The 12,046-nt window shown below is 67.4% G+C and carries 13 protein-coding genes; 6 read left to right on the top strand and 7 right to left on the bottom strand.

Translation table 11 applies throughout. The features are described 5' to 3' along the window. Nucleotides 1-16: 16 nt before the first annotated feature. Entirely contained in the window at nt 17-1,228 is a 1,212-nt protein-coding gene (locus tag POF73_RS16300; RefSeq protein WP_272115600.1) for an MFS transporter, read from the bottom strand. Nucleotides 1,229-1,368: 140 nt separating this feature from the next. Here POF73_RS16300 and POF73_RS16305 point away from each other — a divergent pair, with 140 nt between their 5' ends. Both POF73_RS16305 and POF73_RS16310 read left to right on the top strand, forming a co-directional pair. Continuing rightward, a complete protein-coding gene (locus tag POF73_RS16305) occupies nt 1,369-1,827 on the top strand; it encodes a MarR family winged helix-turn-helix transcriptional regulator (RefSeq protein WP_272115602.1) in 459 nt (152 codons plus the stop codon). Between the two features lie 9 nt (nt 1,828-1,836). Beyond that, entirely contained in the window at nt 1,837-2,289 is a 453-nt protein-coding gene (locus POF73_RS16310; RefSeq protein WP_272115604.1) for a GNAT family N-acetyltransferase, read from the top strand. Between the two features lie 43 nt (nt 2,290-2,332). On the opposite strand, the gene POF73_RS16315 is transcribed toward POF73_RS16310, so the two are convergent. Further along, nucleotides 2,333-3,724, bottom strand: a complete 1,392-nt coding sequence (locus POF73_RS16315; protein WP_272115606.1) for a serine hydrolase domain-containing protein — start codon at nt 3,722-3,724, stop codon at nt 2,333-2,335. 60 nt (nt 3,725-3,784) lie between these two features. After that, nucleotides 3,785-5,263, bottom strand: a complete 1,479-nt coding sequence (gene dnaB, locus POF73_RS16320) for a replicative DNA helicase (protein ID WP_272115608.1) — start codon at nt 5,261-5,263, stop codon at nt 3,785-3,787. Nucleotides 5,264-5,714: 451 nt separating this feature from the next. On the opposite strand from dnaB, the gene POF73_RS16325 reads away from it, so the two are divergent. Next, the gene (locus POF73_RS16325; protein ID WP_443049527.1) at nt 5,715-7,061 is read left to right on the top strand and encodes an MATE family efflux transporter; all 1,347 of its coding nucleotides are present in this window, start codon (nt 5,715-5,717) and stop codon (nt 7,059-7,061) included. A 131-nt stretch (nt 7,062-7,192) separates the two neighbouring features. Here the strand turns inward: POF73_RS16325 and rplI are convergent, their stop codons facing one another. The 4 genes from rplI to rpsF form a co-directional block, all read right to left on the bottom strand. After that, complete coding sequence (gene rplI / locus POF73_RS16330) at nt 7,193-7,639, bottom strand: 50S ribosomal protein L9 (RefSeq protein ID WP_272115611.1); 447 nt, start codon at nt 7,637-7,639, stop codon at nt 7,193-7,195. An 18-nt stretch (nt 7,640-7,657) separates the two neighbouring features. Beyond that, nucleotides 7,658-7,894: a 30S ribosomal protein S18 gene (gene rpsR / locus POF73_RS16335; protein WP_003949403.1), complete on the bottom strand. Its 237-nt coding sequence runs from the start codon at nt 7,892-7,894 to the stop codon at nt 7,658-7,660. Between the two features lie 81 nt (nt 7,895-7,975). Then, nucleotides 7,976-8,569, bottom strand: coding sequence for a single-stranded DNA-binding protein (locus tag POF73_RS16340; RefSeq protein ID WP_272115739.1), 594 nt, complete (start codon nt 8,567-8,569; stop codon nt 7,976-7,978). Between the two features lie 77 nt (nt 8,570-8,646). Then, nucleotides 8,647-8,937: a 30S ribosomal protein S6 gene (rpsF, locus tag POF73_RS16345; RefSeq protein WP_005482942.1), complete on the bottom strand. Its 291-nt coding sequence runs from the start codon at nt 8,935-8,937 to the stop codon at nt 8,647-8,649. Between the two features lie 286 nt (nt 8,938-9,223). Between rpsF and POF73_RS16350 the strand changes: the two genes are divergently transcribed. From POF73_RS16350 to POF73_RS16360, 3 genes are all read left to right on the top strand, one after another. Further along, nucleotides 9,224-9,535 (top strand): hypothetical protein, encoded by a 312-nt coding sequence (locus POF73_RS16350; protein WP_272115749.1) that lies wholly within the window; start codon nt 9,224-9,226, stop codon nt 9,533-9,535. Between the two features lie 217 nt (nt 9,536-9,752). Beyond that, a complete protein-coding gene (femX, locus tag POF73_RS16355; protein ID WP_272115752.1) occupies nt 9,753-10,871 on the top strand; it encodes a peptidoglycan bridge formation glycyltransferase FemX in 1,119 nt (372 codons plus the stop codon). 98 nt (nt 10,872-10,969) lie between these two features. Then, nucleotides 10,970-12,001 (top strand): alanine racemase, encoded by a 1,032-nt coding sequence (locus POF73_RS16360; RefSeq protein ID WP_272115754.1) that lies wholly within the window; start codon nt 10,970-10,972, stop codon nt 11,999-12,001. Nucleotides 12,002-12,046 lie beyond the last annotated feature (45 nt).

Here is a 12,046-nt window from a genome sequence, read left to right on the forward strand (position 1 = left end):
CCGCACCTGGGTTGGCTCAGTGGTGTACGGCGGCTCGCTGCTCGACTGACGCTGTGCCCGTGACGACGGTGCCGGGGGCTGCTCCGTCGCGGCGCTCCAGTACGGCCGACAGGAACGCGAGCAGCAGCGCGGCCGCGGCGAGGGCGGCGCCGACCCAGTTGGGGGAGGTGTAGCCGAAGCCGGCCGCGATGACGAGGCCGCCGAGCCAGGCCGAGAGGGCGTTGCCCAGGTTGAAGGCGCCGATGTTCACGGCCGAGGCCAGCGTCGGGGCGCCGTGTGCCTGGTCGAGGACACGCTTCTGCAGCGGAGGGACGGTGGCGAAGCCCAGGGCGCCGATCAGCGCGATGGTGACGGCCGCGAGGAGCTTGTTGTGCGCGGTGAACGTGAAGAGCGCGAGCACAACGGCCAGGGCGCCCAGGGAGACGTACAGCATGGGCATCAGCGCGCGGTCGGCGTACTTGCCGCCGATCAGGTTGCCGCCGACCATGCCGAGCCCGAAGAGGACCAGCAGCCAAGTCACGGAGCCGTCGGCGAAGCCGGCGACATGGGTCATCATCGGCGCGATGTAGGTGATGGCCGCGAAGACGCCGCCGAAGCCGAGGACTGTCATCGCCATGGCGAGCAGGACCTGGGCGTTCTTGAACGCGGCCAGCTCATGGCGCAGCCGTGCGCCTTCAGCCCTGGGCATGTCGGGGACGAGCTTGGCGATGCCGACCAGGCCGACGACGCCGAGGGCGGCGACGATGCCGAAGGTGACGCGCCAGCCGGCGGACTGCCCGACGAACGTACCCAGCGGGACGCCGACGACGTTGGCGACCGTCAGCCCGGTGAACATCATCGCGATGGCTCCGGCCTTCTTGTCCGGAGCGACCAGGTCGGCCGCCACGACCGAGCCGATGCCGAAGAAGGCACCGTGGGCGAGCGAGGCGACGACACGGCCGATCAGCATGGCGGCGAACGTGGGGGCGAGGGCGGACAGCAGGTTGCCGACGATGAAGAGTCCCATCAGCAGCATCAGCATCCGCTTGCGGGACACCTTGGTGCCGAGCACGGTCATCAGGGGTGCGCCGAGGACCACGCCGAGTGCGTAGCCGGTCACCAGCAGCCCGGCGGTGGGGATGGAGACGCCGAAGTCGCCCGCGACCTCGGGCAGCAGGCCCATGATCACGAACTCGGTCGTTCCGATTCCGAAGGCCCCGATCGCGAGGGCCAGAAGCGCGAGAGGCATGGAGGGGGACACCTTCCAAAAGATTGCAGGAGCGCTTTACATTCGAAGACAATACTTGCAGACGCGTGATACTTGCAAGCGAGGTCTATTGCGATCCTGCTCTACCCTGACTTCCAGCTGCTCCGGGACGGAGGAACAAGATGACCGCCACGGACCCCGCACTCACCGCCCTCGCCCAGGGCTGGTGCGCCCTCTCCCTGCTGCACGGCAGGATCGAGGCGCACATCGAGCGCGCTCTGCAGGCCGGGCACGACCTGAGCGTGCGCGAGTACTCGCTGCTGGACGTGCTCAGCCGACAGCACGACGGCGAGGGCGGCCACCTGCAGATGAAGCAGGTCGCCGACGCGGTCGTCCTCAGCCAGAGCGCCACCACCCGGCTCGTCACGCGCCTGGAGGACCGCGGCCTGCTCGCCCGCTACCTGTGCCCCACCGACCGCCGCGGCATCTACACCAACGTCACCGAAGCAGGCCTGAAGCTCCTCACAGAGGCACGCCCCACCAACGACACGGCCCTGCGTGAGGCCCTCGACACGGCAGCCAAGAGTCCGGAGCTGGCCCCACTGGTACGGGTCGTGGAGTCACTTCCGGCGTCCACATAGAGTGCCGACATGGGAGATCTTGAAGTACGACCCGCCATCGCCGATGACATTCCCGCGATCGTCGCCATGCTCGCGGACGATCCATTGGGCGCCCAGCGTGAGTCACTGAACGACCTGACCCCCTACCTGGCCGCGCTCAAGCGGCTCAGCAGCGACCCGAACCAGCACCTGGTCGTCGCAGTCCGCGAGGGCCGCGTCGTCGGCACACTCCAGCTCACGGTCATTCCCGGGCTGTCCCGACAGGGCTCCACCAGGTCGATCATCGAAGCCGTACGCGTTCACGCCGACGAACGAGGCAGCGGGCTCGGTACCCAACTCATCGAGTGGGCGATCGCCGAATCCAAGCGCCAGAACTGCCAATTGGTACAGCTGACCTCCGACAAGACACGTACGGATGCCCACCGCTTCTATGAGCGGCTCGGCTTCACGGCCTCGCACGTGGGCTTCAAGCTCCCGCTGTGACACAGCGGGCGCTGTTTCACGTGAAACAGCGCCCGTCGCACCGTCAGAACGAACCGCTGCCCCGCCACCCGTCGGGATCCACACCGCCCGGCACAGCAGCCCCCTCCTCGTACGGCTGACGCGTGAAGACGAACGACCCGAGGTCCAGATGGTCCACGGCTCCGTCCGGGCGTCGTACGGCCTTCAGGAGCTCGCCCGCGTAGTAGCCCTCCAAGCCGGTCCATGTGCCGTCGCCGTTTGCTCGGAACCGCGAGCGGCGCCCCTTCCCGGACAGCGGCTCCAGCGAGACGAGTCCATCTGCGGTCAGCCGCAGGGCGAATGCGTGCGTCCCCCAGTACCACTGGCCCGCCAGCTCAAGGACCGCCGGGTCGACTTCGGTCATCGGTCGCCAGGGTTCGGGGATCCGTGGCTCGGCCTCCGCGACGATGCGGACGAGGTCGGCAGCGACCAGGGAGACCAGCAGACCGGAGGTGCAGTTGGCCAGCACCACGGCGGCCACATCGTCCTCCACGCTGATGGTCAGACTCGCCAGGAAGCCCGGCAGCGACCCACCGTGCCCCACGAGAAGCCGTCCGTCCCGACGCTGGACCTGCATGCCGAGGCCGTACGCCGCACCGTCCACCACATCGGCCGCCTCGGGCGGCGCCGCAGGTGTACGCATCTCCCGTACGGTTGCCGGACTCAGCACCCGGTCGTCTCCCTGCGCCAGGAAGACAGCGAACCGCGCCAAGTCACCTGTCGTCGACCACAGTTGACCGGCCGGCGCCATCAGTCCGAGATCCTCGACCGACTCGGGGAGCATCGCATCGGCCCAGGGATGCACCGCCCAGCCTCCGGCGTGCGGCGCCTGTGGTCGTGAACTCGTACGCTTCAGGCCCAGGGGTTCGAGCACTTCACGCCGGAGTACGTCCTCCCATGGAGCCCCACGCAGCTTCTCCACCAGCGCACCCAGCAGTGTGTAACCGGGGTTCGAGTAGTGGAACCGTCGGCCGGAGGGATGCAGGAAGGGCTGGTCGCCCAGGACATCGGAGAGCTCGGGCCGCAGTGACGCGGGGCTCCGCTCCCACCACGGCGCGGGCGACTCCGCCGCCAACCCACTGGTGTGCGCAAGCAGTTCGGCGATGGTCGCCTCCCCCACGCCGGTCTCCGGCAGGTGCTTCTCCAGCGGGTCGCCAAGGTCGAGCAGGCCCTCGTCCCGCAGCCGCAGGACGAGAACAGCGGTGAAGGTCTTGGTGATCGAGCCGATCCGGTACTGCACATGCTCGTCCGGCCCATGCCCGTCCACCGAAGTGCGCGAGCCGTGCCACACGGCCCGCCCGCCCCGCACGACTGCGGCAACCAGAGAGGGCGCGCGCCCTTCGGCCTGGGCCACGGCGATCCGGTGCAGCAGCGCCCGGCGTGTGGTGGGAAGCAGCTCATCCTGAGATGTCGTCATGCCCCCAGTCCACCCCGGCGGCCTCTCAGGAGTCGAGCGCATATCCCCCGAGAAGGCGGATCAGGTCTGCGCCATGTCCACGAATCGTGAGTAGTGGCCCTGGAAAGCGACCGTGATCGTCGCCGTCGGGCCATTACGGTGCTTGCCCACGATGATGTCCGCCTCGCCCGCGCGGGGCGACTCCTTCTCGTAGGCGTCCTCGCGGTGCAGCAGGATGACCATGTCGGCGTCCTGCTCGATGGAGCCCGACTCACGCAGGTCGGACACCATCGGCTTCTTGTCCGTACGCTGCTCGGGACCACGGTTGAGCTGCGAAAGCGCGATGACCGGGACCTCAAGCTCCTTCGCCAGGAGCTTGAGGTTACGGGACATGTCCGAGACCTCCTGCTGACGGCTCTCGGAACGCTTCGAACCACCGGCCTGCATCAGCTGCAGATAGTCGATGATCACGAGCTTGATGTCATTGCGCTGCTTCAGCCGACGGCATTTCGCTCGGATCTCCATCATCGACAGGTTCGGGGAGTCGTCGATGTAGAGCGGCGCCGCCGAGACCTCGGGCATCCGCCGCGCCAGACGCGTCCAGTCCTCGTCCGTCATGGTGCCGGAACGCATGTGGTGCAGGGCCACGCGAGCCTCAGCCGACAGCAGACGCATCGCGATCTCGTTGCGCCCCATTTCGAGGGAGAAGATGACGCTCGGAAGGTTGTGCTTGATCGACGCGGCCCGGGCGAAGTCCAGCGCGAGCGTGGACTTACCCATCGCGGGACGGGCGGCAATGACGATCATCTGACCCGGGTGCAGGCCGTTGGTGAGCGAGTCGAAGTCGGTGAACCCCGTGGGGACACCGGTCATCTCGCCGGAGCGGGAGCCGATCGCCTCGATCTCGTCGAGCGCGCCCTCCATGATGTCGCCGAGCGGCAGATAGTCCTCGCTGGTGCGCTGCTCAGTGACCGCGTAAATCTCGGCTTGGGCACGGTTGACGATCTCGTCGACGTCGTCGTCGGCCGCGTATCCCATCTGAGTGATGCGGGTGCCGGCCTCAACCAGGCGGCGCAGCACCGCGCGCTCGTGGACGATCTCGGCGTAGTACTCGGCGTTCGCCGCCGTCGGCACCGTCTGAACGAGGGTGTGGAGATACGAGGCGCCGCCGACCTTGTTGATCTCGCCGCGCTTGGTGAGCTCGGCGGCAATGGTGATGGGGTCGGCCGGCTCGCCCTTGGCGTAGACGTCTAGGATCGCCTGGAAGATCGTCTCGTGCGCGGGCTTGTAGAAGTCGTGGCCCTTGATGACCTCGACGACATCGGCGATGGCGTCCTTGGACAGCAGCATGCCGCCGAGGACGGACTGCTCGGCGTCGAGGTCCTGCGGGGGTACCCGCTCGAAGGCCGAACCGCCGCCTTCCCACTCCCCGTTGTCCCGGCCGCGATCATGCTGCTCGTCACGGCCCCGGCCACCGTCGCCACGTCGGCGGGAGGCAGGCAGACGATCACTGGGACCACTGTCGGCCCACGGGTCGTCCAAGGGCTCGGAAATACTCACCGAGCCACCTCCTCCCGTCCGCCGAGCGGACCTTCGCCGTGCCCCTCAGTTCTACGGCACGCCACTGACAAATAAGAGGCCCAACTCCGGTTCTGGCACGTCGGCTTTGTGACGCTTTCACGGCCGACAGACGGAGTGGGCGCCGGACCACGGTAGGCCCGCGGGCACCGTCAGCCAATCTGGTTATCCACAGGCCATGTGGACGACGGCCCTGATGCTGTGGAGAACTCCGCAAAACCTGTGCACGACACGGTGGACAGCCCTGTGAACAAGCATCACGCAATTCGCGGACACCGCCTTTGACCTGCGCATCTACCATCCACCGGCTGTGTAGAAGAAAAACTTCCTCAGTCGGACCAAGATCGCTTCGAACGGTGCACAGAAGCGCACACCAAGAGACGATAGGTAAGGGTCACAACGCGATTGCATCTCTTACCTGTGGACGATTAGATTGGTGGCCATGACACAGGCTCCCGCGACCCCCAAGGCCGCCCGACGACAGCACGACCGAGAGATCGTGGCACTGGCCGTCCCGGCCTTCGGCGCACTCGTCGCCGAGCCCCTCTTCGTCATGGCCGACAGCGCCATCGTCGGCCATCTCGGCACCGCACAGCTCGCCGGTCTCGGAGTCGCCTCGGCCCTTCTCATGACGGCCGTAAGCGTCTTCGTCTTCCTCGCCTACGCCACCACGGCAGCCGTAGCCCGACGAGTTGGTGCCGGCGACCTCCAAGCCGCCATCCGCCAAGGCATGGACGGCATCTGGCTGGCCCTCCTCCTCGGCGCCACCGTCGTCGCGGTCGTCCTGCCCACCGCACCGGCCCTCGTCGAACTCTTCGGCGCCTCGGACACCGCCGCCCCGTACGCAACCACCTATCTGCGAATCTCGGCGCTCGGCATACCGGCCATGCTCATCGTGCTCGCCGCCACAGGTGTTCTTCGCGGCCTGCAGGACACCAAGACACCTCTCTATGTCGCCATCGCCGGCTTCATCGCCAACGCCGTCCTCAACGTGGGTCTCGTCTACGGTGCCGACCTCGGGATCGCGGGTTCCGCCTGGGGCACCGTCATCGCCCAGTGCGGCATGGCCTCGGTCTATCTCGTGGTCGTCGTCAGGGGCGCCCGAAAGCACGGTGCCTCCCTGCGCCCTGACGCCGCCGGAATAAGGGCCTCGGCACAGGCCGGAGCACCCCTGCTGGTCCGCACCCTCTCGCTGCGGGCGATCCTGATGATCGCCACGGCCGTCGCGGCCCGCCTCGGGGACGCCGATATCGCCGCACACCAGATCATCCTGTCGCTGTGGAGCCTGCTCGCCTTCGCACTGGACGCCATCGCCATCGCTGGGCAAGCCATCATCGGCAGATATCTCGGTGCCGACGACGCCGAGGGCGCCAGAGCAGCCTGCCGCCGCATGGTGGAATGGGGCATCGCGGCGGGCGTCGTACTCGGCCTGCTTGTAGTGATCGCCCGGCCCCTCTTCCTGCCGCTGTTCACCAGCGATTCAGTCGTCAAGGACGCTGCCTTCCCCGCCCTCCTTGTGGTGGCACTCTCCCAGCCGATCTGCGGCGTCGTCTTCGTCCTGGACGGCGTTCTGATGGGAGCGGGCGACGGGCCCTACCTCGCCTGGGCGATGGTCCTCACCCTGGCAGTGTTCACTCCGGTCGCGCTACTTGTCCCCATGCTCGGCGGCGGCCTCACCGCTCTCTGGGCGGCCATGACACTGATGATGGCGGTGCGCATGCTGACGCTCTGGCTACGCTCTCGCTCGGGCCGCTGGATCGTCACGGGGGCGACGCGCTGACTGTTTCACGTGAAACACGCTGTTTCACGTGAAACGGGCGCGATCCGTCCTCTGCACAGGTTGCACAGCGAAGGGGCCGTACCTCAGCGGGTACGGCCCCTTCGTTCAGCTGTTCAAGCCGGATGCGGCGATCAGGCCGCGATGACCTCGATGTTGACCTTGGCGGCAACCTCGGGGTGCAGACGCACGGACGTCTCGTGGGCGCCCAGGGTCTTGATCGGCGTGCCGAGCTCGATGCGGCGCTTGTCGACCTCGGGGCCACCGGCAGCCTTGATCGCGGAGGCGATGTCGGCCGGGGTGACGGAACCGAAGAGACGACCGGCGTCGCCGGAGCGGACGGCCAGGCGGACCTTCACACCCTCAAGCTGGGCCTTGACAGCGTTGGCCTGCTCGATGGTCTGGATCTCGTGGATCTTGCGAGCACGACGGATCTGCTCGACGTCCTTCTCGCCACCCTTGGTCCAGCGGATAGCGAACTTCCGCGGGATGAGGTAGTTGCGAGCGTAACCGTCCTTGACGTCCACGACGTCGCCCGCGGCGCCGAGGCCGGAGACCTCGTGGGTGAGGATGATCTTCATGTGTCGGTCACCCTTCCCTTATCGCGCGGTGGAGGTGTAGGGCAGCAGCGCCATCTCACGGCTGTTCTTGACGGCCGTGGCGACGTCACGCTGGTGCTGCGTGCAGTTGCCGGTCACGCGGCGGGCACGGATCTTGCCGCGGTCGGAAATGAACTTCCGCAGCATGTTCGTGTCCTTGTAGTCCACGTACGTGACCTTGTCCTTGCAGAAAGCGCAGACCTTTTTCTTCGGCTTGCGCACAGGCGGCTTCGCCATGGTGTTTCTCCTGTGTGATCAAGAAGTTTGGGTACGACCCGCCCTTTGACCCGGACCGGCCCGGAGGCCGGGCCCGAAGGCCTAGAAGGGGGGCTCGTCCGAGTAGCCGCCGCCCTGCTGGCCGCCGCCGGAGTTTCCACCCCAGCCGCCGCCACCGCCACCGCCGCCCTGCTGGCCACCGGCGGGAGCGCCGGTCGCCCACGGGTCGTCGGCAGGAGCACCGCCGCCCTGCTGGCCGCCGCCGGAGTTTCCACCCCAGCCGCCACCACCCTGGCCGCCACCGCCGCTGTAACCGCCCTGGCCACCTCGGCCGGCGGTCTTGGTGACCTTGGCCGTGGCGTTGCGCAGGCTGGCGCCGACTTCCTCGACGTCCAGCTCGTAGACCGTGCGCTTGACGCCCTCACGGTCCTCGTAGGACCGCTGCTTCAGCCGGCCCTGCACGATGACGCGCATGCCTCGCTGGAGCGATTCGGCGACGTTCTCCGCCGCCTGACGCCAGACCGAGCAGGTCAGGAACAGGCTCTCGCCGTCCTTCCACTCATTCGTCTGACGGTCGAAGGTGCGGGGAGTGGACGCGACACGGAACTTCGCGACCGCCGCACCGGAGGGGGTGAAGCGCAGCTCGGGGTCGTCGACAAGATTGCCGACGACCGTGATGACGGTCTCGCCTGCCATGGGGAACCTCTCGGCGGGTTTGCTCTGGCTGCTTGGTTGCTGCTACTCGAATCCCGAGATCAGCTGAGCGGAGGCGCTCAGTGGGTCTCGGGGCGGAGGACCTTGGTCCGGAGGACCGACTCGTTCAGGTTCATCTGGCGGTCGAGCTCCTTGACGACCGCAGGCTCGGCCTGCAGGTCGATGACCGAGTAGATGCCCTCAGGCTTCTTCTTGATCTCGTACGAGAGACGACGACGGCCCCAGGTGTCGACCTTCTCGACCTTGCCGTTGCCCTCACGGACGACGGAGAGGAAGTTCTCGATCAGGGGGGCGACAGCGCGCTCCTCCAGATCGGGGTCGAGGATGACCATCACCTCGTAGTGACGCATGTGGAACCCACCTCCTTTGGACTCAGCGGCCACGGTCGTTCCGTGGCAGGAGGGTCGTGATGCGTACGCAACGGTATCGGCCGCCACTGACAATCGGGGGCCGGCTGGCGGTTCCCCTGCGTGAACTGGACGAACTCCCTGGCATGGCCTGGGCAGACACCGGTGCAGACGGTACAGAGTACCTGCACACGTGCTTCCGGTTGAAATCAGCCCACGGAGCCCGTCAATCTGTACACATCGGGTGTGTATGGCGCTACGATGCGCCGCTTTTCGCAGGAGGTGCCCTATGGCACAAGCATTGCGACCCAACACCGTCGGAGGCCTCTTCGCCACGGACGGAAAGCCCCACCCTCTCCAGGACACCCTGCTCGCGGTGACCCTGGTGCTGGGCATCACATCTTTCGTCACGGCTATGTTCCACAGCCTGCATCTGCTCAGCTCCTGGACCGGCCTGGTGGGCATCCTCACCGGCGCGTACGGCCAGTGGATCTCGGAGACGACCCGCGAGCGCTTCGGACTGATCATCGGTCTCGGCGCCTCGGCGGTCGGCTTCTTCCTGGGCATGGCGCACGGAGGTCTCTTCGGCGGGGTCTTCTGACGCCAAGGGCACCGTCCTCCCCAAGCCGGCCTCGGAGGCTGTCCTCCGCACACCGGTAGAACAGCACATAGAACACCGTCGAACGCCTCGGCGGCCCACAGGCCGGGGCGAAGCTGCTGTACGCCCAGCCGGGGCGCTCCGCAGGCGCAGTAGGCTTCGGCGCGAGAGCCGGAGCCCCTGTACCCATGGGGACACACCAGCCCGAGGAGCGCCCCGAATGAGCCTGACCCTGAGGACGATCAGTCGCGAGCAGCATCTGGCGTACATCCAGAGCCTGCCAGCGGCGAGCCACATGCAGGTTCCGGCCTGGGCCGACGTGAAGGCGGAGTGGCGCTCGGAGAGCCTCGGTTGGTTCGACAAGTCGGGTGAGCTGGTCGGCGCGGGTCTCGTCCTCTACCGGCAGCTTCCCAAGATCAAGCGCTATCTCGCCTATCTGCCCGAGGGCCCGGTCATCAACTGGTTCGCGCCAAACCTGACCGACTGGCTGGAACCGATGCTGGCGCATCTGAAGAACCAGGGTGCCTTCTCCGTGAAGATGGGCCCGCCGGTGATCATCCGGCGCTGGGAGGCCACCTCCATCAAGGCGGGCATCCAGAACCCGGACGTGAAGCGACTGCGCGACGTCGAGGCCGACTTCATCGAGCCGCGCGCCTTCGAGGTGGCCGACAAGCTGCGCCGTATGGGCTGGCAGCAGGGCGAGGACGGTGGCGCCGGCTTCGGCGACGTCCAGCCGCGCTACGTCTACCAGGTGCCGCTGGCGAACCGCTCCCTGGAAGAGGTCCACAAGAACTTCAACCAGCTGTGGCGGCGCAACATCAAGAAGGCCGAGAAGGCCGGCGTCGAGGTCGTCCAGGGCGGCTACCAGGACCTTGAGGAGTGGCAGCGGCTGTACGAGATCACGGCCGTGCGCGACCACTTCCGGCCGCGCCCGCTGTCGTACTTCCAGCGCATGTGGACGGCCCTCAACAACGAGGACCCGAACCGCATGCGGCTGTACTTCGCCCGCCATGAGGGTGTGAACCTGTCGGCGGCGACGATGCTGATCGTCGGCGGCCACGTCTGGTACTCCTACGGCGCCTCCGACAACATCGGCCGTGAGGTCAGGCCCTCGAACGCGATGCAGTGGCGGATGCTGCGCGACGCCTACGCACTCGGCGCGACCGTCTACGACCTGCGTGGCATCTCCGACTCGCTGGACGAGACAGACCACCTCTTCGGTCTGATCCAGTTCAAGGTGGGCACGGGCGGTCAGGCCGCGGAGTACCTCGGCGAGTGGGACTTCCCGCTGAACAAACTGCTCCACAAGGCGCTCGACATCTACATGTCGCGTCGCTGACCACGCTTTCCCTGCTTCGATACCGTCAACAGCTGCATCGGCAATAGCTTCCATACCTCTGATACACCGCAGCCACGAGAAAGGTTCCAGGTCCGGCCATGGCGCTCACGCTCTACGTCGACACCGCGCGCTGGCGGGCGCACCACAAGCACGTGCAGGAGCAGTTCCCAGGACTCGTCCCGGTCTGCAAGGGCAACGGCTACGGGTTCGGGCACGAGCGGCTGGCGGAGGAGGCCACGCGGCTGGGCTCGGACGTCCTCGCCGTCGGCACGACGTACGAGGCCGCACGCATCAAGGACTACTTCGGCGGTGACCTGCTGGTGCTGACGCCGTACCGGCGCGGCGAGGAGCCGGTGCCGCTGCCCGATCGCGTCATCCGCTCGGTGTCGTCGGTGGACGGGGTGTACGGCCTCGTCGGCGCCCGGGTCGTCATCGAGGTGATGTCCTCGATGAAGCGGCACGGCGTGAACGAGCGCGACCTGCCCCAGCTGCACGCCGCCATAGAGAATGTCCGGCTGGAGGGCTTCGCCATCCATCTGCCGCTGGACCGCACCGACGGCTCGGACGCCGTCGAGGAGGTCATCGGCTGGATGGACCGGCTGCGTGCGGCCCGGCTGCCGCTGCACACGATGTTCGTCAGCCACCTCAAGGCCGAGGAACTCGCACGCCTGCAGCAGCAGTTCCCGCAGACCCGCTTCCGCGCCCGCATCGGCACCCGGCTGTGGCTGGGGGACCACGAGGCCACCGAGTACCGCGGCGCGGTCCTGGACGTCACGCACGTCTCCAAGGGCGACCGCTTCGGCTACCGGCAGCAGAAGGCGGCCTCGGACGGCTTCCTGGTGGTCGTCGCGGGCGGTACGTCGCACGGGGTGGGCCTGGAGGCTCCCAAGGCCCTGCACGGCGTCATGCCGCGTGCCAAGGGCGTCGCCCGGGCCGGCCTCGCCACGGTCAACCGGAACCTTTCTCCGTTCGTCTGGGGCGGCAAGCAGCGCTGGTTCGCGGAGCCACCGCACATGCAGGTCTCGATCCTGTTCGTCCCGTCGGACGCCCCTGAGCCGAAGGTCGGCGACGAGCTGGTAGCCCATCTGCGGCACACCACCACGCAGTTCGACCGGCTCCTCGACCGCTGAACCACTGCCCTTCGGCAGCTGAAGAACCACCGCTCGGCAACGCCG

The organism is Streptomyces sp. HD, from assembly GCF_028369295.1.
Lineage (GTDB): Bacteria > Actinomycetota > Actinomycetes > Streptomycetales > Streptomycetaceae > Streptomyces.